Annotated in this window: 20 protein-coding genes; 9 read left to right on the forward strand and 11 right to left on the reverse strand. The window is 73.1% G+C overall.

What is annotated here, in order from left to right; genetic code table 11:
* Window positions 1-84 precede the first annotated feature (84 nt).
* The 5 genes from ACSNOB_RS13360 to ACSNOB_RS13380 all read left to right on the forward strand — a co-directional run bounded on the left by ACSNOB_RS13360 (window position 85) and on the right by ACSNOB_RS13380 (window position 6,884).
* A complete protein-coding gene (locus tag ACSNOB_RS13360; protein WP_393108305.1) occupies window positions 85-675 on the forward strand; it encodes a protein jag in 591 nt (196 codons plus the stop codon).
* Between the two features lie 139 nt (window positions 676-814).
* Window positions 815-1,528, forward strand: a complete 714-nt coding sequence (gene rsmG / locus ACSNOB_RS13365) for a 16S rRNA (guanine(527)-N(7))-methyltransferase RsmG (protein WP_436686952.1) — start codon at window positions 815-817, stop codon at window positions 1,526-1,528.
* A gap of 512 nt (window positions 1,529-2,040) precedes the next feature.
* Window positions 2,041-3,117: an AAA family ATPase gene (locus tag ACSNOB_RS13370; RefSeq protein WP_436686938.1), complete on the forward strand. Its 1,077-nt coding sequence runs from the start codon at window positions 2,041-2,043 to the stop codon at window positions 3,115-3,117.
* 27 nt (window positions 3,118-3,144) lie between these two features.
* Window positions 3,145-4,161 carry a ParB/RepB/Spo0J family partition protein gene (locus tag ACSNOB_RS13375; protein ID WP_436686939.1) on the forward strand — a complete coding sequence of 339 codons (1,017 nt, stop codon included), beginning with the start codon at window positions 3,145-3,147 and terminating at the stop codon, window positions 4,159-4,161.
* A 1,970-nt stretch (window positions 4,162-6,131) separates the two neighbouring features.
* Window positions 6,132-6,884: a hypothetical protein gene (locus ACSNOB_RS13380; protein WP_436686940.1), complete on the forward strand. Its 753-nt coding sequence runs from the start codon at window positions 6,132-6,134 to the stop codon at window positions 6,882-6,884.
* A 59-nt stretch (window positions 6,885-6,943) separates the two neighbouring features.
* Here the strand turns inward: ACSNOB_RS13380 and ACSNOB_RS13385 are convergent, their stop codons facing one another.
* Both ACSNOB_RS13385 and ACSNOB_RS13390 read right to left on the reverse strand, forming a co-directional pair.
* Window positions 6,944-7,942 (reverse strand): D-alanine--D-alanine ligase family protein, encoded by a 999-nt coding sequence (locus ACSNOB_RS13385; protein WP_393108315.1) that lies wholly within the window; start codon window positions 7,940-7,942, stop codon window positions 6,944-6,946.
* A 7-nt stretch (window positions 7,943-7,949) separates the two neighbouring features.
* Window positions 7,950-9,263 carry a PLP-dependent aminotransferase family protein gene (locus ACSNOB_RS13390; protein ID WP_436686941.1) on the reverse strand — a complete coding sequence of 438 codons (1,314 nt, stop codon included), beginning with the start codon at window positions 9,261-9,263 and terminating at the stop codon, window positions 7,950-7,952.
* Between the two features lie 292 nt (window positions 9,264-9,555).
* Here ACSNOB_RS13390 and ACSNOB_RS13395 point away from each other — a divergent pair, with 292 nt between their 5' ends.
* Window positions 9,556-10,221 carry a GNAT family N-acetyltransferase gene (locus ACSNOB_RS13395; RefSeq protein ID WP_366641511.1) on the forward strand — a complete coding sequence of 222 codons (666 nt, stop codon included), beginning with the start codon at window positions 9,556-9,558 and terminating at the stop codon, window positions 10,219-10,221.
* A 28-nt stretch (window positions 10,222-10,249) separates the two neighbouring features.
* Here ACSNOB_RS13395 and ACSNOB_RS13400 read toward each other — a convergent pair whose 3' ends face one another.
* From ACSNOB_RS13400 to murJ, 7 genes are all read right to left on the reverse strand, one after another.
* Window positions 10,250-11,413, reverse strand: coding sequence for an N-acetylmuramoyl-L-alanine amidase (locus ACSNOB_RS13400; protein ID WP_393108321.1), 1,164 nt, complete (start codon window positions 11,411-11,413; stop codon window positions 10,250-10,252).
* Window positions 11,414-11,564: 151 nt separating this feature from the next.
* Window positions 11,565-11,888 (reverse strand): thioredoxin, encoded by a 324-nt coding sequence (trxA, locus tag ACSNOB_RS13405; RefSeq protein ID WP_151452747.1) that lies wholly within the window; start codon window positions 11,886-11,888, stop codon window positions 11,565-11,567.
* Between the two features lie 32 nt (window positions 11,889-11,920).
* On the reverse strand, window positions 11,921-12,874 hold the full coding sequence (gene trxB, locus ACSNOB_RS13410) for a thioredoxin-disulfide reductase (protein WP_393108324.1): 954 nt from the start codon (window positions 12,872-12,874) through the stop codon (window positions 11,921-11,923).
* A gap of 182 nt (window positions 12,875-13,056) precedes the next feature.
* On the reverse strand, window positions 13,057-14,121 hold the full coding sequence (locus ACSNOB_RS13415; RefSeq protein WP_436686942.1) for a hypothetical protein: 1,065 nt from the start codon (window positions 14,119-14,121) through the stop codon (window positions 13,057-13,059).
* The gene (gene sigM, locus ACSNOB_RS13420; protein WP_436686953.1) at window positions 14,118-14,945 is read right to left on the reverse strand and encodes an RNA polymerase sigma factor SigM; all 828 of its coding nucleotides are present in this window, start codon (window positions 14,943-14,945) and stop codon (window positions 14,118-14,120) included. The genes ACSNOB_RS13415 and sigM overlap by 4 nt, the downstream gene beginning before the upstream one ends.
* A gap of 43 nt (window positions 14,946-14,988) precedes the next feature.
* Entirely contained in the window at window positions 14,989-16,593 is a 1,605-nt protein-coding gene (locus tag ACSNOB_RS13425; RefSeq protein ID WP_436686943.1) for a protein kinase family protein, read from the reverse strand.
* Window positions 16,594-17,050: 457 nt separating this feature from the next.
* A complete protein-coding gene (murJ, locus tag ACSNOB_RS13430) occupies window positions 17,051-18,799 on the reverse strand; it encodes a murein biosynthesis integral membrane protein MurJ (protein ID WP_436686944.1) in 1,749 nt (582 codons plus the stop codon).
* Window positions 18,800-18,933: 134 nt separating this feature from the next.
* Between murJ and ACSNOB_RS13435 the strand changes: the two genes are divergently transcribed.
* On the forward strand, window positions 18,934-20,394 hold the full coding sequence (locus ACSNOB_RS13435) for a CCA tRNA nucleotidyltransferase (protein ID WP_393108332.1): 1,461 nt from the start codon (window positions 18,934-18,936) through the stop codon (window positions 20,392-20,394).
* A gap of 90 nt (window positions 20,395-20,484) precedes the next feature.
* Here ACSNOB_RS13435 and ACSNOB_RS13440 read toward each other — a convergent pair whose 3' ends face one another.
* Both ACSNOB_RS13440 and ACSNOB_RS13445 read right to left on the reverse strand, forming a co-directional pair.
* Window positions 20,485-22,011, reverse strand: coding sequence for a flotillin family protein (locus ACSNOB_RS13440; protein ID WP_436686945.1), 1,527 nt, complete (start codon window positions 22,009-22,011; stop codon window positions 20,485-20,487).
* Between the two features lie 29 nt (window positions 22,012-22,040).
* On the reverse strand, window positions 22,041-22,562 hold the full coding sequence (locus tag ACSNOB_RS13445) for a hypothetical protein (RefSeq protein ID WP_393108336.1): 522 nt from the start codon (window positions 22,560-22,562) through the stop codon (window positions 22,041-22,043).
* A 178-nt stretch (window positions 22,563-22,740) separates the two neighbouring features.
* Here ACSNOB_RS13445 and ACSNOB_RS13450 point away from each other — a divergent pair, with 178 nt between their 5' ends.
* Together ACSNOB_RS13450 and ACSNOB_RS13455 are read left to right on the forward strand one after the other, a co-directional pair.
* Entirely contained in the window at window positions 22,741-23,145 is a 405-nt protein-coding gene (locus ACSNOB_RS13450) for a hypothetical protein (protein ID WP_436686946.1), read from the forward strand.
* A gap of 70 nt (window positions 23,146-23,215) precedes the next feature.
* A complete protein-coding gene (locus tag ACSNOB_RS13455) occupies window positions 23,216-23,695 on the forward strand; it encodes a methylated-DNA--[protein]-cysteine S-methyltransferase (protein ID WP_393108342.1) in 480 nt (159 codons plus the stop codon).
* Window positions 23,696-23,755: the final 60 nt, after the last annotated feature.

Below are 23,755 nucleotides of genomic sequence, written 5' to 3' on the forward strand. Positions count from 1 at the left end.
GCCCGTGGGCACCGGCGACCTCCCGCCGGCCCCGGGAAACCAGCGGACCCGACGGTCCGGCCGAGCGAGTACGGAGATGAGACCGTGACCGACACCAGCACCCCCCGCGCTGAGCAGTCCCTGGACGCCGAGGGGATCGAGCCGACCGCGGTGAACGGCGAGACCGAGGAAACCGACGAGGAGCCGGGCACCAAGGAGAAGAAGCCCGTCGGCGAGAGCGACCTGTTCCGGCAGAGCGAGATCGCGGCCGACTACGTCGAGGGCCTGCTCGACATCCTCGACTACGACGGTGACATCGACGAGCTGGTCTCCGGCGGCCGGCCGGTCGTCGAGGTGGTCGGTGGCCGGCTGCAGAATCTGGTCGGCCAGCGTGGCGCCACCCTGGAGGCGCTCCAGGAGCTCGCCCGGCTCGCCGTCTTCCGGCAGACCGGCACGCCGAGCCGGCTGCTGCTCGACGTCGGCGGCTACCGGGCGAACCGCCGCAAGGAGCTGGCGGCCGTCGCCAAGAACGCCGTCGAGAAGGTCAAGGAGTACGGCGAGCCCGTGCGCCTGGAGCCGATGTCCGCGTTCGAGCGCAAGTGCGTGCACGACGTCGTGAACGCGATGAGCGGCGTGGAGAGCGAGTCCGAGGGCGTCGAGCCGAACCGGCGCATCATCGTCCGGCCGGCGGACTGACCGGGTGACCCACGACGACACCGCGGCCGGCCCGGGTGGCACGCCGCCCGGGCCGTCGCCTGTCCGGCCCGGCTCGCCCGTACCCGCCGATGCCGTCCCGGGGACGGCCGAGGGCCGCGCCCCCTCGCCGGCCGACGCGGTGCTGCCGCCGGAGCTGGCAGGCGCGGCGCGCACCCTCTTCGGCGAGCGGATCGACCTGGCCGCCGCGTACGCCGAGCTGCTGGTCACCGACGGCGTGGTCCGCGGCCTGATCGGCCCCCGCGAGGCGCCCCGGATCTGGGAGCGGCACCTGCTCAACTGCGCGGCGGTGGCCGAGCGGATCCCGGAGGGCGCGACGGTGCTGGACGTCGGGTCCGGCGCGGGGCTGCCCGGCGTGGTGCTGGCGATCGCCCGACCGGACCTGACGGTGACCCTGATCGAGCCGCTCGCCCGGCGCACCTCCTTCCTCATCGAGGCGGTGCAGCAGCTCGGGCTGGCGAAGACGGTCCGGGTGTTCCGGGGGCGGGCCGAGGAGGCGGCCACCGGGTCGACCGGGATCGGTCCGCTGAGCGGGGACGTGGTCACCGCGCGGGCCGTCGCTCCGCTGGACCGGCTGTCGACGTGGTGCCTGCCGCTGGCCGTCCCGGGCGGTCGACTCATCGCCCTCAAGGGCTCGTCCGCCGCCGACGAGATCGCCGAGCACGCGGAGACGGTGGCGCGGCTCGGCGGTGGCGAACCCGAGATGCACCGCTGCGGCGAGGGGGTCATCGACCCGCCGACGACCGTGGTGGAGATCGTGCGGGAGCGGGTGGTCGGACCGGTCCGGCCCAAGGCACCGAAGAGGTCCCGTGGCGGGCGGTCCCGCCGGCGTTGACTCCACTTCGGAGCGGCGTCGGGTGGGTCGAGGCGGCGTCCCGGCCGGCGGTTGGCTCGTTGAACCGTGCGGGTGGACGGAAGGGATGAGAACCCGACGTGGACCGGCCGCGCCCGTGAGCCGTAGGCTGACCGCGCGTCGATAGTGTGGAGCGGGCGGACGTTCACCGGATCCCGACCGCTCCCGCCGGGCCGTACGCTCCGCGGTGCGAGAACGCGTGCGGCCAGTTGACGGGGTGCGGACCGACCATCCGAAGCGGGCAGGGATGACAGGTGCATGACGACGGCAGGTACGACGATCCACGCGTGACCGGATCAGCGGGCGATCCCGTTTCACGTGAAACCCCCTACCCGAGCTGGTCGCCCGACGGGCCGTCCCCTGGCCCGTCGACCCGACCGCCGGACTGTGATCCCGTCGTCCAACGGGACGCCGGCCCGGTGGGGCCGGAGCTGCCGACGGCGCGGCCGGCCCCGGACGGGCCGCCGCGCCCCGGTAACTCGACCGCCGGCCGGGTGATCCCCATCCGCCGCAACCCCTCGGCTCCGGCGCGGTTCGAGGCCGCGGTGCCGCAGCAGCCGACCCCGGACGCGGTCCCGGACGCCGCCCCCGAACAACCCGTACCCGTCACCGACACGCCCGCGTCCCCGGCCGGTGCCTACGGGCCCACCACGGCCGAGGCCGCGTACGTTTCACGTGAAACCCCGACGCGCGAAGAGGATGATCCACCGTTGGCTATGGAGGCGATGCGCGCCGTGCAGATCCTGAATCCGAGTGGCGAGGTGACGATGCCTCGGCCGGAGCGGACCCGGGTCATGTGCGTCGCGAACCAGAAGGGCGGCGTGGGGAAGACCACGACCACGGTGAACCTGGCGGTGGCGCTCGCCCTGCACGGCAACCGGGTGCTGGTGGTCGACCTCGACCCCCAGGGAAACGCCTCCACCGGGCTGAACGTCCCGCACCACACCGGGGTGCCGGACGTGTACGACTGCCTCATCAACAGCGTTCCGCTGGAGGAGGTCGCCCAGGGCGTCGAGGGCATCCCCAACCTCTGGTGCGTACCGGCCACGATCGACCTGGCCGGCGCGGAGATCGAGTTGGTGTCGGTGGTCGCCCGCGAGTCCCGGCTGGCTCGGGCCATCGCCGCCTACCCCGGCCACTTCGACTACGTCTTCATCGACTGCCCGCCGTCGCTCGGCCTGCTCACGGTCAACGCGCTCGTCGCCGCGCAGGAGGTGCTCATCCCGATCCAGTGCGAGTACTACGCGCTGGAGGGGCTGAACCAGCTGATCAACAACATCAACCTGGTCCGGCAGCACCTCAATCCGAAGCTCGAGGTCTCCACCATCCTGCTCACCATGTACGACCGCCGTACGCGGCTGGCCGACGCGGTCGAGCAGGACGTGCGGAACCACTTCGGCGACAAGGTGCTGCAGGCGGTCATTCCGCGTAACGTCCGCGTCTCGGAGGCGCCGAGCTACGGCCAGTCCGTGATGACCTACGATCCGGGGTCGCGGGGGGCCACGAGCTACTTCGAGGCCGCCCAGGAGATTGCCGAGCGCGGCGTCAAGGAGCCGGTGCGGAATGCGTAGTGCGGAACAGTCGCTGGGAGGCGTGGCATGAAGAACCGTCCTCGGGGCGGTCTGGGTCGGGGCCTGGGGGCGCTCATCCCGACCGGACCGGCGCCGACCGCCGCCACCGCCACGGCTGAGCCGGCACCCACCGCCGCCGCCGACACGCCCGTCGAGCCGACGCCGCCGGCGGCCGGCCCGCCCGTCGCGGCGGCCCCGCCCGAGCCCGCGCTCAGCCCGGTGCCGGGTGCCCGGTTCGCCGAGATCCCGGTCGACGCGATCGTGCCGAACCCGAAGCAGCCCCGGCAGGTCTTCGACGAGGAGGCTCTGGAGGAGCTGAAGACCTCCATCCAGGAGGTCGGCTTCCTCCAGCCGATCGTCGTGCGGCAGCTCGACGAGGAGAAGTACGAACTCGTCATGGGTGAGCGGCGCTGGCGGGCCGCGCAGGCGGTCGGGCGGGAGAGCATCCCCGCCATCGTCCGGGACACCCGGGACGACGCCATGCTCCGGGACGCCCTGCTGGAGAACATCCACCGGGCCAACCTGAACCCGCTGGAGGAGGCCGCCGCGTACCAGCAGTTGCTGGACGAGTTCGGCGCCACCCACGAGGAACTCGCCCGGCGGATCGGGCGGAGCCGGCCCCAGATCTCCAACACCATCCGGCTGCTCAACCTCCCGGCGCCGGTGCAGAAGCGGGTGGCCGCCGGCGTGCTGTCCGCCGGACACGCCCGAGCCCTGCTGAGCCTGGACGAGCCCGAGGCGCAGGAGCAGCTAGCGCTCCGGATCGTCGCCGAAGGGCTCTCGGTCCGCGCGACCGAGGAGATCGTCGCGCTGGCGCTGAGCGACGGCCCGACCAAGAAGGAGACGGCCCGCCGCCGGCCGAAGCCGCACGCGCCGGCCCTGACGGATCTGGCCGACCGGCTGTCCGACCGGTTCGACACCCGAGTCAAGGTCGACATCGGTCGGAGCAAGGGCAAGATCACCATCGAGTTCGCGACGGTCGACGACCTGGAGCGGATCGTCGGCATCATCGGTGTCGGCCAGGAGGAGGAGCCGGAGGCCTGACCCTCGGACCGCCGGCCGCGTGAGCCCTTCCGGGCCGCACGGCCGTTCCGTGTCCGGCGATCGGGTCGTCCCGCGGCGGTACGTCGACCGCGAAGGGCTGCCCCGCACAGCTTGCGGTCGCCGCCGGTCCCCTTGGTCCGGCCGCCGTCCGGGGACCGTTCTGGACGCGCCTGATTTGATCGCTACGGGACTGGGGCCAGGCCACCCTGACCGCCCGACGCCCCCCGCTCGTTCTGCCGCTCAGCGGCCGTACAGGGCGCTTCCGTCCGCGCTTGGCGCTGCGGCTCGCGCGTCCCCGCTCCCAACGAGGGTGCAGCGTTCCACGTGAAACGAGAGCCGGGGGCGTGCCAAGCGGCGGTGCGTACGCGTCCCCGCAGTTCGACCAACGTCCGGTGACCACCTCCGCTACCGCCTCGGCCAACCCTTCCCGACGAGCAGGTCGACCACGACCAGCGTCGGATGGCGGGAGCGGGCGGCCTCCCCTGGCATGCGTGGATGACCGCCGGCCCGCCTCCGTTTCACGTGAAACTGGGGCCGGTAAGAGCCGCGAGTCAGGGCGGGAGACCGACCAGCCGGCCGGCGGCACCGGGCCGTTTCACGTGAAACGGCGCGCCAGCGGGCTTCCACCCCACCTCATCGGCCCTCACCCGAGCGATGAGGCCGCCATCCGCGCGGTGCCGCCATCCGCGCGGCGCGTCTGCGTCCTCGAGTCTCCTCCGGTAGCTCGTGCTCATCTGCCGCCCGAGGGCCCGTGGTGGCGCGAGCGCTGGGCGCCATCTGGCGTTCCCAGCCGGCTCGCTTACCCCCCATTCACGCCCGCTGTCGTGGCAGCCTGTCCAGTGCGCCGGGGGCCAGCCCGGCGACGGTGCTTCCCCGGCGCGGGGCGTCGCGTTATCGACTGCCCGGGTGCCCGTCGTCCCTCGTCCCTGGCTGTGGCCGCTGACAGTGCCAGGTGCAGTCGTGCGGGGCCGGTGCTGCCGATCGGTGCGCTCGCGGCCAGGCCCCCGTCAGGGCGGCCGGGGCATGCAGGTGCGGGCCGGGCCCCGCAACGCCCCTGCCGCGCAATGCCTCTTGATGTCTGCGCCGCTGTTCGCCGGGCTCGGCGAGGGCCGCGGTTACGCCTGCGAGGCGCTTTCCGGCCTGCGGGGCCTCCCTCGCGCCGCCGGGAGGGCTGCGAGCCGACGCAGCATCCCTCGTGGGCCGTGGCCGTCGCGGAGCGCCCAACTGGTGGCTCTCACACATGAGTCGATCCGCGATCTGCCGTGCCTGCGGCCCTGCCTGGCGAACACTCCGGGATTTTGGCCGCCGGGCTGTAGGGAGCCCGATCGCCAGCCGTCGCGAACCACGGGCCGCCGAAGAGGAGCCGGTCGCCGCCATGAGGTTCGGTCGGCGCGCTGCGCTGGGCGCGAGGATGCTTCGAGGAGCTGTCGACCGTCGCCGCCTGGCGCGGCGATCGCGTGGGCGAGCGATGCCGCCCCCGGTGTTGCCCGTCCTCGGTCATGCCGGGGTCGGCGGCCGTAGGGCGGGGTGCGCGGGTGGCGCTCCGGTGGCATCGAGGGAGGCCGAGCATCGCGGGAGGCCGAGCATCGAGGGAGGCCGAGCATCGAGGGTGGGCGTCAGCGACTAGCCGAGCGGCCGTGCCAACGCGCCGGTGGTGCGGTGCGGGCCGGCCGGCAGGTCACCTCTTGGTGGTTTCACGTGAAACCGACCTCCCCGCGACCTCGGCCACCAGGCGACGGGGCGGAAAAGTTATCCACACCAGTTATCCACAGGCACACCCCGTTTCACGTGAAACGCCGCGTGAAAGCCGGTGCTGGCCTGTGGATGACGGCGTGTGTTCGGCCTCTCAGCACCCTGTGGATATCTGTGGACAACCGAATCGGCAGTCGCCCGGAAGTGGTCTCGGACGGAGCGTCCGGCCGATCTCTCGGGTAGGGACAGCGGTGCCGGAAGCGGTTAGTGTCAGCGTCGTGCGCGACACCCCTCCCTCAGTCCCGGACTTCACCCAGTGGCCGTCCTTTCCCTTCGAGGGCGACCTTCGCGTCAAGCGACTCGATGACCCGGTCCCGGTCGAACCGCCCCGCAAGGGCGAGGGGCACCGGGAATGCACCGCCTGCAACGCCCCCGACGACGCCTACATCTGGGTGGGCGAGCGCTGGCGGGTACGCGCCATGGACCGCCCCACCGGACTGCCGATGGTGCTGATCCTGGAATCCCGTTCGCATCTGGACCTCGGTGACCTGCCGAACCTGCTCGCCGCCGAACTGGGGGTGATGACCGTACGCCTGGAGCGGGCGATCCGATCGCTGGACGGGGTCGCCCGGGTGCATGTCAACCGCTGGGGTGACGGCTCGGCGCACCTGCACATGTGGTTCCTCGCCCGGCCCTACGGCCAGCTCCAGCTCCGCGGCACCTTCCTCTCCCTGTGGGATTCGATCCTGCCGCCGATCTCCGAGGCGCAGTGGCGAGAGAATCTCGCCCTGGTCGCCGCCTGGCTAGCGGAGTTCGGGGGTCGGCCCCTGGCCGAGCCGTCGCGCATCCAGTGGCAGGCGCCGTCCAGCTTCGCCGGGCAGCCCACGGTCGTCGACGACGCGCCGGAGGGCGAGGCGGTGTCGGTGATCGAGTCCGCCGAGGAGACGCCCGTGCCGCCGTCCGAGGGCCGGACCGACGAGGGCCGGGCGGACGAGGCCGTCCCCCCGGACGGCCGGCAGTCCGACGACTGACACGCTGCGGGCGGCCGGCCCGGCATCCGGGTGGCCGCCCGCGGCGGAGGAACGGTCGGTCAATCCTGGCGCGTCGCCGCGCGTGCCACCAGCGTGCCGATCATCTTGCCGAAGTCCAGACCGGCGGCCTGCACGGCGAGCGGCAGCAGCGAGGTCTCGGTCATTCCCGGCGAGACGTTGACCTCCAGCACGTGCGGCTGCCCCGCCGAGTCCACGATCAGGTCGACGCGGCTGAGATCACGCAGGCCGAGCGCGGTGTGGGCGGCGAGCGCGACGTCGGCGACCGCGCCGGCCACCTCCGGCTCCAACCGCGCCGGCGTGTGCCAGGTCGTCCGGCCGGCGGTGTAGCGGGCGGCGTAGTCGTACACGCCGTTGCGGGGCACGATCTCCACCGCCGGCAGGGCGCGCGGCCCCTCGCCTAGGTCGACCACGGACACCGCCACGTCCATGCCCGGCACGTACCGCTCGACCAGCGCCGTCTGGTCGTACGCGAAGCAGCCGACCATGGCGGCCGGGAGGGACGCGGCGTCCCGGACCACGGCGGCGCCCAGCCCCGAACCGCCCTGGGCGGGCTTCACCATCAGCGGCAGTCCCAGCCGGTCGACGATCCGGTCCAGCACCGCCACCGCGCCCAGCTCCGAGAAGCGGTCGTGCGGGAGGGCGACCCAGTCCGGAGTGGGGATGCCGGCCTCGCGGAGCACCGCCTTGGCCGACGGCTTGTCCCACGCGAGCCGGGACGCGCGGGCGTCGCACCCCACGTACGGGACGCCGCAGAGGTCGAGCACACCGCGCAGCGAGCCGTCCTCCCCGGTCGCGCCGTGCAGGGCGATGACGACGGCGTCCGGCGGGTCGGCGGTCAGGGCCGGCAGCAGGGTCACGTCGGCGTCGCGCAGCTCGGCGTCCATGCCGACGGCGCGCAGCGCGTCGAGCACCCGGCGGCCGGACCGGAGCGAGACGTCACGTTCGTAGGAGAGACCGCCGGCGAGCACCAGCACCCGCAGGTCGGCGGTGACGGCGGAGTCGGTCACGACGGAACGGTCGGCAGCGGTGGGAGCCATGCCGGAATCATGCCAAGTCGGGACCCGGCGCGTCCGAACCGGCCCGGCCGCGCCGTGCACCGGGGCGGCCGACGGTGCCGAACACCCGCCGCATGGCGATGTCCTGCTCCATCACGCCGGCCAGCCGGCGCACGCCCTCGCGGATGCGCTCCGGCGGCGGGAAGGAGAAGTTCAGCCGCATGTTGCCGCTGCCCGTGCCGTCGGCGTAGAAGCCGGTGCCCGGCACGTACGCCACCCGCGCGGCGATGGCCCGCGGCATCATCGCCTTCGAATCGAGGCCGTCGGGCAGGGTCGCCCAGACGAAGAGGCCACCGCCCGGCGTCGTCCAGGTGGTGCCCGACGGCATCAGATCCTCCAGCGCGGCGAGCATCGCGTCGCGCCGCTCCCGGTAGACCTCGCGGTAGACCTTGAGCTGCTCGCGCCAGGGCATCGTGCCGAGGTAGGTGGAGACGGCGGCCTGCGCGTAGCCGCTCGGGCAGAGGATCTGCGCCTCGCTGGCGATGACCAGCTTGTCGCGGACTGCGTGCGGCGCGAGGATCCACCCCACCCGCAGCCCCGGGGCGAAGGTCTTGGAGAAGGTGCTGAGGTAGAAGACCCCGTCGCGCCGACGCGCGCGCAGCGGAGCCGGCGCCTCCCCCTCGAAGCCCAGCTGGCCGTACGGGTCGTCCTCGACCACCAGCAGGCCGGCGCGCTCGCAGATGTCGAGCACCCGCTCCCGCCGCTGGTCGGTGAGCGTCACGCCGGTCGGGTTCTGGTAGGTAGGGATGGTGTAGAGGAACTTCACCCGCCGGCCGGCCCGCGCCTGCTCGGCGATGGCCGTCTCCAGCGCCTCCGGGATCAGCCCGTCGTCGTCCATCGGCACGTGCACCACCTGCGCCTGGGCGGCCTGGAACACCCCGAGCGCGCCGACGTAGGTCGGGCCCTCGGCGAGCACCACGTCACCCGGGTCGAGGAAGAGCCGGGCCACCAGGTCGAGCGCCTGCTGCCCGCCGACGGTGACCACCACGTCCTCCGGGGAGGCCCCGCAGGCGGCGTCGATGCCGGAGAGCGTCATCACCTCGCAGATCCGCTCGCGCAGCTCCAGGGTGCCCTGGCCGATGCCGTACTGGAGGGTGGTGGCGCCGTGCTCGGCGCCGAGCCGGCCGAGCATCTCACCGACCGCGTCGAGCGGCAGCGCGGCAATGTAGGGGGCGCCGCCGGCGAGCGAAACCACCTCCGGCCGGCTGGCCACCGCGAAGAGCGCGCGGATCTCCGAGGCGGTCATGCCCCGCACACGGCGGGCGTACCGGTCGGTGTAGTCGTCGAGCGTCGTGCCGGTCATGACATCACCTCGATGGCTGCTCGGGTGGCTCCCGCCCCGGCGTACCCGGGACACCGGCGACCATGGCGACGCGGGACGCCGGGTGTCGATCCTAGTCGCCCCTACCCGGAAGGCCGCCAGGACGTGACCGGCGTCCACATCGCGGACCGTCCGTGGGCCCCCCGGAGGTGGACCTTCGCGCGTCCTCTCCCGTGGCGTCCGCAATCCGCGTACGATCGCTCGTCGGGGGCAGGAAGGCGGCGTTGTCGTTCCGTGCCGGTCTCACTCCCGAGCCTAATGTGGGGATGCGCCAATGTCGCGACGTCTGGTCAGCTTGACCCTCGACACCCTGGAGGATCTGCCCCGCCCGTGCCGGCAGTGCGTCTACTGGGAGCTTGATCCGGTCTCGGCGGACCGCGCCTGCGCCGCGGGCGACCCGGGGCTGGAGAAGGAGGCCTGGGTCTCCCAGACGCTGCTGGAGTGGGGCTCCTGCGGCAAGCTCGTCTACGTCGACGGCATGCCCGCCGGCTTCGTCCTGTACGCCCCGCCGGCCTACGTGCCCCGCTCGATGGCGTTCCCCACCTCCCCGGTGTCGGCCGACGCGGCGCTGCTGATGACGGCCAACGTGGTGCCCGCCTTCGCCGGTGGGGGGCTGGGCCGGATGCTCGTCCAGGGGGTCGCCCGGGATCTCACCAAGCGCGGGATCAAGGCGATCGAGGCGTTCGGCGACGCCAAGTTCGGTGACGCGGCCGACCCCGCCGGTACCTGCGTCGCGCCGGCCGACTTCTTCCTCTCCGTGGGCTTCAAGACGGTCCGCCCGCACCCGCGCTTCCCCCGGCTCCGGCTGGAGCTGCGCACGGCGTTGAGCTGGAAGTCCGACGTCGAGTACGCGCTGGAGAAGCTGCTCGGCTCGATGAGCCCCGAGACGCTGCTCCGCCCCGTCCGCCCGGCCCCGGCCACCCGGTCCACCACCGGCTGATCACGGGGGACGCCGTCCCGGCCGTTGTTCAGTCCACGACCGTGCCGGCGGCCACCACGGCCCGCAGTTCGCTCACGTCGATCGAGCCGGTCGGCACGTCCCGCTCGATCGGGAAGTACATCCGCTGCACCGCGGCCACGATGGCCTCGGCCACCCGGTCCCGGAACCTGGGGTCGACCAGCCGGGCCCGGTCGTCGGGTGAGGTGAGGTAGCCCACCTCGACGCGTACGGCCGGCATCCGGGTCAGCCGCAGCAGGTCCCACGCCTTGGCGTGCGTACGGCAGTCGCGTAGCCCGGTGCGCGCGACGATCTCCCGCTGCACGAGCCCGGCGAGCCGCTCACCGGTGGCCGAGGTGACCCCGTTGTCGGTGCCGTAGTGGTAGGTCGCGACGCCCTCGGCCGCCGGGTTCGCGTGCCCGTCGAGGTGCAGCGAGATGAACACGTCGGCCCCGAGCGAGTTGGCCAGCCCCGCCCGGTCGATGTCCGGCAGGCAGGACTCCGGCGCCGGCCCACGGGTGAGCTGCACCCGGACGCCGGAGGCGGCGAGCCGGCCCTCCAGCCGGCTGGCCAGGTCGTGCACCAGGTCCGCCTCAGTCCACCGCAGCCGCCCGTCCGGCACCACCACGCCCGGGTCGGTGCCCCCGTGGCCGGGGTCGACGACCACGGTCCGTCCCACCAGTGCCGGGCCGGACTGCCGGATGGCGTCGGACTCGCGCAGCCACTGCGGCCGCCCGCCGACGACCTTGCGCCCGAGCCGGCGCAGCGCGTTCATGGTGTGCGGCCCGCACGAGCCGTCGGGCGTCAGCCCGACCTCGCGCTGGAACTGGGCGACCGCCCGGGAGGTCCGTACGCCGTAGATGGCGTCCGCGCGCCCCACGTCGTACCCCATCTCCAGCAGCCGTTCCTGGAGCGACCGGACGTCCTCGCCGGTGAGCGGATCGGGGACCGCGTGGTAGAGGGTGCGGGCACCGAGCCGCCAGCGGGCGGCGTCCAGGGCCCGCCACGTCTCCGCACCGACCCGGCCGTCCACGCTGAGCCCTCGGGACTGCTGGAAGGCCCGCACGGCCCGTTCGGTGTGGGCGTCGAACTCGTCGGCGTCCGGTGCCGCCGGCGGGAGCAGTTCGAGGCCGGTCAGCACCGTACGGATCTCCGCCACCGCGGGTCCACGGTCACCGGGTCGGATCGGACGCACGCACGACCCCCTCTGCACGGACGCTGGCTGGCCGGGCGGCCCTGGGGTTGAGGTTATGCGCTCCCGGGGCCCCAGGTGCGGCGCGCCGGGAAAAAGACGTCGACCCCGCACCCGGCGGACCGGGCACGGGGTCGACGTGCGAACGTGCTGCTCAGAGCGCCGACTCGATGAGCCTGACCAGCTCGCCCTTCGGCTTGGCGCCGGCGATCGACTGCACCGGCTCGCCGTTCTTGAACACGGTGAGGGTCGGGACCGACATCACCCGGTAGGTGCGGGCGGTCTCCGGGTTCTCGTCGATGTTGAGCTTGACGATGGTGACCTGGTCACCCATCTCGCCCGCGATCTCCTCCAGCAGCGGCGACACCTTGCGGCACGGCCCGCACCACTCGGCCCAGAAATCCACCAGAACCGGCTTGTCGGACTTCAGCACATCGGCGGCGAAACTCGCGTCCGTGACCGACTTCGTTGCTCCCACTATGACCCTCCTCCGGAATGTGTTTCGGTTGCTCAGCCCTGCAGCGTGGCGATGAAGCGCTCGGCGTCCAGCGCGGCGGCGCAGCCCGTGCCGGCGGCGGTGATGGCCTGCCGGTAGGTGTGGTCCACCAGGTCGCCGGCGGCGAAGACACCGGGCACGCTGGTCCGGGTGCTCGGCGCCTGGACCTTCACGTAACCCTCGTCGTCCAGCTCCACCTGATCCCGGAAGAGTTCGCTGCGCGGGTCGTGGCCGATGGCTACGAAGACCCCGGTGACGTCGAGGACCTTGGACTCGCCGGTGTGCGTGTTGCGCACCCGTACGCCCGAGACCTTGCCGTCCTCGCCGAGGATCTCCTCGACCACGGTGTTCCACTCGACCTTGATCTTGTCGTTGCCCAGCGCCCGCTGAGCCATGATCTTGCTGGCGCGGAAGGAGTCCCGGCGGTGGATGATGGTGACCGACTCGGCGAACCGGGTCAGGAAGCTGGCCTCCTCCATCGCCGAGTCGCCGCCGCCGACGACCACGATGTGCTGGTTGCGGAAGAAGAAGCCGTCACAGGTCGCGCAGGACGAGACGCCGTGGCCCAGGTATTCCTGCTCGCCGGGGACGCCCAGCGGACGCCACGCCGAACCGGTGGCGAGGATGACGGCCCTGGCCCGGTAGGCGGTCTGACCCACCCAGACGGTGCTGACCGCGTCGGAGCCCAGGCTGCCGGTGTCCTTCAGCTCGACCCGCGTCACGTCGTCGGTGAGGAACTCCGCGCCGAACCGCTCGGCCTGCTTGCGCATGTTGTCCATCAGTTCGGGGCCGAGGATGCCGTCGGCGAAACCGGGGAAGTTCTCGACCTCGGTCGTGGTCATGAGCGCGCCACCGGACTGCACGCCCTCGATGATGAGCGGCTTGAGGTTGGCGCGCGCCGCATAGACCGCCGCCGTGTAACCGGCCGGCCCGGAGCCGATGATGATCAGGTTGCGGACCTCGTCCACTGCCGTCTCCCGATTGTGTTGTTCGCCATCGGCGCGCGCACCGATGCCGATCCGATGCCGACGCCTCTCGCGAGTGCCGGCAGCCTGATGTGCAGAACGTCATCGTACGAACCGGGGATTCCCGAGCCGGTCATCCGGTGGGTCAGGTCACGTGGACGGTCAAACGCCCGGTGGCCGCGAATTCACCCTACCCGCGTGCGGTAGCGGCTGTCCGAGCCGGATCCGGGCACGCCGCATTCCGGTCCGCTCACCCAGGCCCAGTGGGCGCCGCCGGCGTCGGTGAACCGGACGACCAGCGCCGGTCGACCCTGGAACCGGGCGTAGTCGACAACCTCGACCACCAGCGGCCCGTTGCCGTGCTCGGCGCCGATCTCGCGGATGCAGGCGCTCAGCGCGGCTGGCTCCGTGAGCCGGCCGAGGCCGGTCGCGTCGCCGGGCAGCCGCCCGCCCTCCCCCTGGACGCCGGGCTGCGAGCCGGGGGTGAACAGCCCCGACCTCTTCGTCGGCGACAGGTCGGCCAGGGACTGCGGCGTGTAGTCCGTCCCGCTGCGCACCGTCGGCTCGCCGGCCCGGAACGCCGTGGCGGCGGGGCCGGCGGCCTCGGGGTTCGCCGGCCGCGACAAGGCCGTGTCCGCGGCGCCGCCGTCCGCCCGCTGCTCCCTGGTGAACTGGTTGACGCCCAGCCCGACCGCCGCGATCGAGACCACGAGCGCGACCGGGCCGGCCACCCGGGACCAGCGGCGGCGCCGTCGGCCCGGCCCGGTGGTCCCGCCCCGGCCGGGCTCCGACCGGGGTACGCCGGCAGGACGTCGACCGGAGCCGCCGAGCGGCTGCGCCGGCACCATCCCGCCCGGCCTGCCCGCTCCCGGTTCGTCGGCCGGCAGTGCGTCCCCGCCACCCGACCCGGCGTGGACCGGCTCGGAGTGACGTGGATCCGGGCGTTCCGGCCCGGGGTGGAGTGGGTCCGAGTCGAGCGGGCCCGGGTCGGGCAGGGAGGCGTTGGCCAGGGCCGCGACGAGCCGGTCGGTGACGTCGGCGGGCATCTGCGGCGCGGGTTCGGCCCACGCGGCCAGGTCGGCCCGGACGCCCGCCACGGCGGGAGCCAGCAGCGCGTACGCCGCCGCCCAGGTCTCGTCCTCGTCGACCAGCCGGGCGACGCGCGCCTCCTCCGGGGTGCCGTCCAGCGCCCCGCCGACGTAGTCGGCGAGCAGGTCGTGGTCGACCTCTCCGAACCCCCCGGCCGTCACGAGTCCTCCTGGTGGGCATCCCGCCGGGACCGTCCCGACCCCGATCGGACGCCCTCGGGCGTCCCCGGGTTCCCCCGGGTGACGGCCGGCACGTCCGGACCCGCCGCCGGGGCGGGCCCCGACGGCTCCTGCGCCTGCGGCGGCTTCCGCCGGTGGGGCGCCTCCTGCCGCGGCGATGCCGGTCCGGGCCGCAGGTGCCCGAGCTGCGTCGCCAGGCGCGCCCGCCCCCGCGCGCACCGGCTCTTGACCGTGCCCTCGGCGACGCCGAGGATCCTGGCCACCTCGGCCACCGGGTAGCCCTGCACGTCCACCAGGATCAGCGCCGCCCGCTGCTCGGTCGGCAGCGCGGCGAGGGCCTGACGGACCACCAGCGCCGTGTCGTGGTCCTGGACGGGTGCCGCCGGCTCCACGCCCCCGGTGGCGGAGTGCGAGTCGCCGTCGCGGACCCCGTCCGGCAGCGGCACCGTGGGATGCGCCTGCCGGCGGCGGATCCGGTCCAGGCAGGCGTTCACGACGATCCGGTGCAGCCAGGTGGTGACGGCCGAGTCGCCCCGGAACCGGCCGGCCGCGCGGTGCGCGGACAGCAGCGCGTCCTGGAGGGCGTCGGCGGCCTCCTCGCGGTCGCCGAGCGTACGCAGCGCCACCGCCCAGAGCCGGTCGCGGTGCCGGTGGAAGAGCTCGGTGAAGGCGTCCCGGTCACCGGCCACGTGGGCGTGCAGGAGTTCGAGGTCCGTCGCACCCTCCGGCGGCGCCGACGACGCGACCGGTGGGCCGCTCGCTCCGCCCACCGGTCCACCGGTCGTCCGTTCCCCGCCTACGCCCATCACCACGTCCGGCGGATGGGGCGCCCGGGGCGTGGCGGCCGGCTCACGACCCCTGGACCGTGATCTCCTGGACGCCGACCTTGAAGCCGCGCTCGCTCGGCGGCAGCTCGGTGATCCAGAACAGCAGGTAGCGGTATTTCTTGTCGGCGTCGAAGCCGTTGAAGGTCATCTTGGTGCCGTCGTGCTCCTCGAACGGCTGCCCGATGCGGGACTTGCTGTAATCCGTGAAGAGCGTCGCGTCGCCGGCCTTGGATGACGGGGGGTTGACGGTGCCGGTGAGCAGCTCGGCGGAGGCGCCGCGGGCGGAGAGGAGAACCTGCACCGACTTGACGGTGTGCTCACCGCCCAGGTCGATCCAGACCCCCATGCCCCTCTTCACGTTGCCGAAGTCGGCGTGTCCTTTGTAGGTCTGGGTCTCCCAGCCCTTGTCCTCGTCGCCGTCGTACACCCGCTCGGCGTTGCGGAGTTCCTCCCGGTCGCCGTCGGGGTCGATGATCCGCGCATCGCTGATCTTCAGCTCCCGGACCTCGGTGGCGGCCCGGGTCGCCTCGTCGGCCGGCGCGTTGGACGAGGGCGCGGCGACCGGGTTGGTCCGCGGGCTCTCGTCGCCGCCACGCAGGGTGCTGATGCCGATCAACAGGCCGACCAGGGCCACCGCCAGCAGGCCGGCGATGCCGATGGCGACCTTGCGACCGCCGGCCACCGCCAGCGGGGAGGGCTCGTCGCCGGTGTCGGCCGAGAAGCGCAGCGGGCCGGTGTTGTCGAGGAACTGCTCGTCGGCCGGCACGTCCAGCCGGGCCAGCTCGGCGGCGAGCACGTCCGACGAGGGCGGCGCGATCTCGGCGTCGAGCAGGTCCATGGTGAGGTCGTCGAGGTATGCCGGCACGCCCGCCCGGACCTGCCGGGGAGCGGCGATCCTGCCCTCGGCGTCGCGGACGGCGTCGGGAATGGCGGCCCGGCCGTGGCCGGCGGTGGCGCCGCGCAGCGGAGCCTCGGCGTGCGGCCAGTGCCCGGTCAGGGCGAAGTAGAGGATCCCGCCGATCGCGCGGACGTCGCTCTGCGGGCTGTCGTCGCCGTCGGTACGCGCGTCGGCCAGCACCACCCGGCCGTCGTCACTGATCATGACCGTGCCGGGGTGGACGTTGCCGTGCACCATGTCGGTGGCGTGGACGGCGGCGAGGGCGCTGGCGACGGCGTTGCCGATGGTGGTGGCGCGGGCCGGGTCCAGCGGCCCGTCGGTGACCATCTCGCGCAGGGACTGCCCGTCGACCCACTCGCGCACCACGTACGCCCGCTCGGCCTCGTCGATCGCGTCGTAGACCCCGACCAGGTTGGGGTGGATGACCCGGCTGGCCGCGACGGCGCCCTGGAGCATCTCGGTGGCGGAGTCGCCACCCGGGTAGCGGAGCACGACCGCGACGGGACGGCGCAGGATGACGTCGACGCCCCGCCAGACCAGCCGACCCGCGCTGTCGTTGTTGATGTGCTCGACCAACTCGTAACGCTCGGCGAGGATCTCACCGGCCGTGGGAGCACCGAAGGCCATGACGTGCGGAGCGCTCTCCTCCGCCTCCTGACCCTCGCCGACCTGGGTCACCCGTCCTCCCTCGGTGATCGTGTCGATCGATGGACCCGCGCTGCTGGGCATGTGGCTTCCCGCTCTGCCTTCGAAGGAACCGGCCGACCGGTGTCGACGCGGAGCGTCGGCGCCTGCCGTACCCGTCGAGAGCGACCTTACCTGGGTTGGCCGTCTCCCCGACATGTCATCTTCGCGCCGCTCCCGGCCCGTGCTGCCAGCAGGTGATCCACTTGTCCGGTTGCGACCGTTGTCAGCCACGTTGCTGGCACATGTACTGGCCAATCTAGAGGTTGGCCGCAAGTGCCCGCCGGAGGGGCCGGACCGGTGCGGCGGCGACGCCGACGCTGCCGGATTTCCCGCCGACCGTGCCGCCATACTCAGCCGTACGGTTGGTTATCCACAGGGCCATCTGGTCGCTGAGCGGTGAATCGCAGAGTTATCCACAGGCGCATCCCCAGGCTGGTGATCCTCGTTCACAGAGCGTGTGGACCATCCACAGGCCGGGGACTGCGCCCGCCGGCTCCCGTCAGCGGCCCAGCCGGCGGCGGACCATGCCGACCACCTCGGTGATCTCGCCGATCCGCAGCACCGTCGCCAGCCCGAGGTACGTCCCGCCGATCACCGCGCCGCCGACCACGAGCTGGACGACGGCCTCCAGGCGGGTCGGCGTGTCGTCGCCCGGCAGCAGCGCGACCACGAGCAGGCCGACCAGCGCCGCACCGAGCGCCGCGACCGCGACCCGGCCCAGCGTCCGCATGATCCCGCCGAGCCCGATCCGGCCGACCCGGGGACGGAGCAGCCAGGCGGAGGCGATCGCGGCGGCCACGTACGAGACGGCGTTGCCGATCATCATGCCGGCGGCCGCGAAGTGGGCGGCGAAGGCGGCGAAGAGGATGATCTGGACACCGATCCGCAGCGCCACCACCGGGATGTTGATCAGCGCCGGCGTCCGGGTGTCGGGGAGCGCGTAGAAGGCGAAGGTGAACAGCTGGCTGACCGCGAACGGCACCAGCGCGACCGCGGCCACCAGCAGCACCAGCGCCGTGTCGGAGGCGTTGTCGTCGCTGAACGCGCCGTAGCGGAAGAGCATCACCGACAGCGGCGTGGCCAGCACGGCGTAGCAGACCGCGATCGGGGCGAGCACCGCCGAGACGGTCCGGGTGCCCCGGGACAGGTCGGCGGCGAGGTCCGCGTACCGGCCGTCGGCCGCGGCCGCGCTCATCCGGGGCATCAGCGCCGTGATGATCGAGACGGCGATGATGCCGTGCGCCATCATCAACAACAGGAAGACGTTGTTGTAGATCATCGCACCGGCGTCGCCGTCGCCCGCGCGGCTCAGCAGGTTGAACAGCACGATCAGGCCGATCTGGCTGACCGCGACGTAGCAGAACATCCAGGCGCCGAGGCGACCCAGCTCGCGCAGGCCCAGCTCGCGGAAGTCGAAGCGCAGCTTCCAGCGGAAGCCGACCCTGCGCAGCGCGGGCAGCAGGCCCGCCGCCTGGATGGCGACGCCGAGCAGCGTGCCGCCGCTGATCAACACGATCCGCCCGGGGGTCATCTGCTCCGGCCGGATGATCTCCGCGCCGAAGATGGCGATGTAGAGCCCGGCGGTGCCGATCACCACCAGGTTGTTCAGGATCGGCGCCCACATCGGCGCGGCGAAGTGCCCCCGCGTGTTGAGCACCGCGCTGACCAGCGCGCTGAGGCCGGTGAAGAAGATCATCGGCAGCATCAGGTACGACAGCTTGGTGACCAGCCCCTGGTAGTGCTCGCCGCGCTGGTCGCTGGCGTACAGCATCGTGAGCAGCGGTGCGGCGACCACCGCGAGCAGCGCGGCCCCGGCCAGGGTGACCACCGCGAGGGTGAGCAGCCGCTGGGCGTACGCCTGACCGCCGTCGGCGTCGGCCTTGCGCCGGCGCACCAGTACGGGGACCAGCACGCTGGTGAGGATGCCGCCCAGCAGGAACTCGTAGACCATGCCGGGCAGGATCTGCGCGGTGGTGTACGCGTCACCGACCAGCGCGCCGCCCAGCGCGGCGGTCAGCACCAGCGTGCGCAGGAAGCCCGTGCCCCGGCTGACCAGGCTGCCGATCGCCATCACCGCGCTGTTGGTCGCGGCGCTGGCCTCGGCCACCTGCTCCTGCGGCGGCGCGGTCGACTCCATGGCCGGCTGGTTCAGCGGCTCGGCGGAGATGAACGTGGCGCCGTCCGACGGCCGGCCGGGCGCGGCGCCGCCCTGTGCGGCGTTCGCGCTGCGGTAGAGACCGCCGCTCATCTTCTCGCCTCCAAGGCAGAGGGGTACGTCCGAGCCGGGCACGGGCCCGCACGTCACAGACGATAGTCAACGGCCACCCGTTACCCGCGCCCGGCGGACCGCATCCCCGCCGGGACCGATAGTCTGGCGCTCCCATGTCCGAAGCCTCCGCTCCCCACGCCGCCGACCGCCGCGAACTCACCGCCGCGCAGCGCAACGCCGTCGCCGAACTGCTCCGGGTCTCCCCGGTCGCCGACGAGTTGGGCCGCCGGTTCGCCCGGGCCGGCCACGAGCTGCACCTGGTGGGGGGTTCGGTACGCGACGCCCTGCTCGGCCGCCTCGGCGACGACCTCGACTTCTGCACCGACGCGCACCCGGACGAGACCCTGCGCATCGTGCGCGGCTGGGCCGAGTCGATCTGGGAGACCGGGCGGGAGTTCGGCACCATCGGGTGCCAGCGCGACGGGCTGCGGCTGGAGGTCACCACCTTCCGCGCCGAGTCGTACGACCAGGTCAGCCGCAACCCGGTCGTCGAGTACGGCACCGACCTCGCCGAGGACCTGCGGCGGCGCGACTTCACCATCAACGCGATGGCGGTCAGCCTGCCCGAGCACCGCTTCACCGACCCGCACGGCGGGCTGGACGACCTCGCCGCGAAGGTGATCCGCACGCCGGGCACCCCCGGTGAGTCCTTCGGCGACGACCCGCTGCGGATGCTGCGCGCGGCCCGGTTCGCCGCCCAACTGCGCTTCGCGGTGCATCCCGACGTCCACGCGGCGATGACCCGGATGGCCGCCGACCTGGACCGGATCACCGCCGAGCGGATCCGCGACGAGTTCACCAAGCTGCTCTGCGGCGCCGACCCCATCACCGGGCTGCGGCTGCTGGTCGACACCGGGCTCGCCGAGCGCTTCCTGCCCGAGCTGACCGGCCTGAAGCTGGAGATCGACGAGCACGCCCAGCACAAGGACGTCTACGAGCACACCCTCACCGTGGTGAGCAACGCCGTCTCGTACGAGACCGAGGGGCCGGACTTCATCCTGCGGATGGCCGCGCTGATGCACGACGTCGGCAAGCCGGCCACCAAGGCGGTCGGTTCGGACGGCCGGGTCAGCTTCCACCACCACGAGGTGGTCGGCGCGCGGCTCACGAAGGCCCGGATGAAGGCGCTGCGCTACCCCAAGGAGATCACCTCCAAGGTCACCGCCCTGGTCGCGCTGCACCTTCGCTTCTACGGCTACGGCCGGGGCGAGTGGACCGACTCGGCGGTGCGCCGCTACGTCGCCGACGCCGGCGACCTGCTGCCGCGCCTGCACAAGCTGACCCGCTCGGACTGCACCACCCGCAACCGGCGCAAGGCGGCCCAGCTCGCCGCCGACTACGACGCGCTGGAGGAGCGGATCGCCCGGATCGCCGCCGAGGAGGATCTGGCGAGGGTCCGGCCCGACCTGGACGGCAACGCGATCATGGAGCTGCTGGGCGTGCCGCCGGGGCCGGTGGTCGGGCGGGCCTGGAAGCACCTCAAGGAGCTGCGCCTGGAGCGCGGCCCGCTGGACCGCGACGAGGCCGAGGCGGAGCTGCTGCGCTGGGCGCGAGACGAGGGCATCGTCGGGTAGCCGGGTCCGCTGCCCCGGCGCTGGCCCGGAGGACGAACAGGGCGCCGCCCCCGACCGGGGACGGCGCCCTGTTGCTCCGCCGCCGTGGCGTCAGCGGGTCTCGACGGTCTCGACCGCGGTGCCCGCCACCGGCGGCCTGCCGTTGTCGGAGGAGGCCGATGCCGAGCCGAGCTTCGCGAGCAGCCCCGCCAGGTCGATCCCGGTCAGGTCGCTGCCGAGCTGGAGCCCCTGGGCCACGTTGCCCGCCACCGACTTCGTCAGCGACGAGGCGCCGTCGGTGGAGATGACGGTCATCTTGTCGATCGCGCCGATCGGGGCGCTGGCCGCCTCGACCACCTGCGGCAGCACCTTGACCAGCAGGTCCAGCACCGCCGCCTCGCCGTACGCCGCGAACGCCTCGGCCTTGCGGGCCATCGCCTCGGCCTCGGCCTGGCCCTTGGCCAGGATGGCCGCGGCCTCGGCCGCGCCCTCCCGCTCGACCGCCTCGGCGATGGCGGAGCGGCGGCGCTGCTCGGCCTCACCCTCCTTGGCGCCCTCGATCGCGTTCGCCTCGGCCAGCGCGGCCCGGCGGGCCCGCTCGCCCTCACCGGTGAGCCGGGCCTGCTCGGCGGCGGCCTGGGCGGCGGCGATGACGGCCTGGCGCTGCGCGTCGGCGTTCAGCACGGCCGCGTTGCGCGCCGCCTCGGCCTCCTGCTCCACCTTGTACCGGGCCGCGTCGGCCGGCTTGCGCACCTCGGTGTCGAGCTGGCGCTGCTTGAGCTCGGCGTTGCGCTCGGCCACCTTCTGCTGCTCGGAGAGGATCGCCTGGTCCCGCTCGGCCTGGGCGAGCGGCCCGGCCGCCGCGGACTTGGCCTTGGCCGCGTCGATCTCGGCCTGGATGGCGGCCTGCTTGAGCGACAGGTTCCGGTTGGCCTCGGCGATGGCCTCCTCGGCGAGCAGCCGCTCCTGCTCGGCCTGCTGGCGGGCGCGCGCCTCGGCGATGGCCGCGTCCTTGAGCACGCGGGCCGCCTCCGGCCGGCCCAGGTCCTGCAGGTAGGAGCCCTCGGCCAGGATGTCCTGGAGCTGGAAGGTGTCCAGCACCAGGCCCTGGTTGGTCATCGAGTGCTCGGCCTCCTCGGCGACCGCGCTGGCGAACGCCGCCCGGTCCCGGATGACCTCCTCCACGGTGAGCCGCCCGACGATCGAGCGCAGCGCGCCGGCGAGCACCTCCCGGGTGAAGTTGTCGATCTCGTCCTGCTGGTGCAGGAAGCGCTGGGCGGCGGCCCGGATCGCGTCCTCGGTGCCGCCGACCTTGACGATGGCGACGCCGTGCAGGTCGGCCCGGATGCCCTGCTTGCTGACCGCGCCACGGATGCCGACGTCGATCCGGCGGCTGGACAGGTCGAGCGACTGGAGCTTCTGCACCACCGGCAGGACGAAGACCGAGGCGCCGAGCACGACCTTCTGCCCGGACATGTCGGTCGACCGGCCGCCGTCGGCGGTCTGCGTGGTGCGGCCCTTGCGGCCGGTGACGATGAACGCCTCGTTCGGCCCGGCGACCTTGATCCGGGAGAGCACGAAGAACACGAGCACGAGGACGAGGAGGACCGCGCCGCCGATGGCGATGAGAAGGAACATACGACCGTCCCGATCTGCTGTGAGGGGGTTCAGTAGGTTTCGACGTGCACGCTGGTCTCGCTGAGCGCCTCGACCACGAAGATCTGGGCGCCGACCGGGATCGGCCGGTCGGCGCGGGCGTTGAGCTTGACCGGCTGGCCGGCCACCCGGACCCGGACCTCGCCGTATCCGTCGGCGGGCACCGGGGTGACGACCAGGCCGAGCGCGCCGACCAGGTGCTGCCGGGTGGGGGTGGGGTCGGTGCGCATGTCGCGGGCCGCCCGGCTCAGCCGGGACGCCGCCCACGCGGTGGGCACGGCCGCGACGACGCCGCCGGCCAACGCCGCCGCGATCATCGCGGGGGTACGCCCACCGAGCAGCTCGTTGACGATCGCGGCGCCGAAGCCGAGCGCCCCGGCGAACCCGGCGACCGCCTCCACCGACACGGGACCGTCGAAGTCCGGGCCGCCGAAGTGGAGCAGCTCGGTGCCGAGCAGGGCGAGCGCCAGCACCGCGACGCCCGCCCCACCGATGATGAGAAAGATCAGTGTCCCCGTGGCCACGAACCGCACGGTATCGATGCGGCGCAACGTGCCGCGGCACGCGCAGGCGGCGCGGTCCGACCGTGGGTTCCGCGCCACCGGCAGCTCGGAACTCGACCGGTGTCCGGCGAATCGAAACGGCCAATCTAGCTGTTGACAAGATTGGGTCCGCTGGGCCAATCTTGACATCGACAAGACGGAGGTGCCCATGTCCTCGGCCACCCTGACCACCGCCGGCATCCTGCTGATCACCGTCGTGACGGTGGCGTACGGCGGACTGACCCTGCTCATGCACCTGACCCGGCGCAAGGCCGGCTACCTCGACAACCCCGTCCGCCGGGGCCTGTGGACCGCCGGCCACGCACACGCCGGGGTGCTGGTCCTCTTCGCGCTGGCCGTGCTGCCCTACGTCGACCAGGCCGACGCGTCCGACGGCACCCGCACGCTCATCCGCACCCTGCTCGTGGCCGCGCCGATCCTGATGCCGCTCGGCTTCTTCCTCTCGATGGTCCGCCCGCAGGACACCAAGCCCAACAAGCTGATCTGGCTGACCGTCGCGGGCGGCGCCAGCCTCAGCGCCGGCGCCCTGCTGCTCGGCTTCACCCTGATCTGAGCCGCCGGCGCCGGTCGGGTCGTTCGGGGCTGGGGCGAGATGGTGTCGGCCCGCCGGGGACAATGGGTGGATGCGCTGGACCGTGCTCGACTCCCCGATCGGTGAGTTCTCCGTCGCCACCGACGGGGCGAACGTGCGCCGGACCCACTTCGGTCGGGTCGAGGGGGCGGTCGAGGAGCCGGGCGACGAGGTGGCCCGGCAGGCGGTGGCGGAACTGCGGGCATACTTCGCCGGCGAGCTGACCGAGTTCGCGGTGCCGCTGGCGGTGCCGGGCGGTTCGGACTTCGAGCGCGGCGTCTGGCGGGAGATGACCCGCATTCCGTACGGGGAGACGCTCACCTACGGCGAGGTGGCCCGGCGGCTCGGCGATCCGGGTGCCGCCCGCGCGGTCGGGGTGGCCTGCAACCGCAACCCGATCCCGGTGCTCGTGCCCTGCCACCGGATCGTCGGGGCGGGCGCCAAACTGGTCGGCTTCGGCGGCGGGCTGGAGCGCAAGGTGAACCTGCTGGAGTTGGAGGCCGGGGTCGCCCTGCGGCGCGCGTGGTCCTGACGCCACGGGCACGGCTCGCAGGGAGCGCGCGGACGCGGTGAGGGCCGGGTCCCCGCGGAC

The organism is Micromonospora sp. URMC 106, from assembly GCF_051386395.1.
Lineage (GTDB): Bacteria > Actinomycetota > Actinomycetes > Mycobacteriales > Micromonosporaceae > Micromonospora.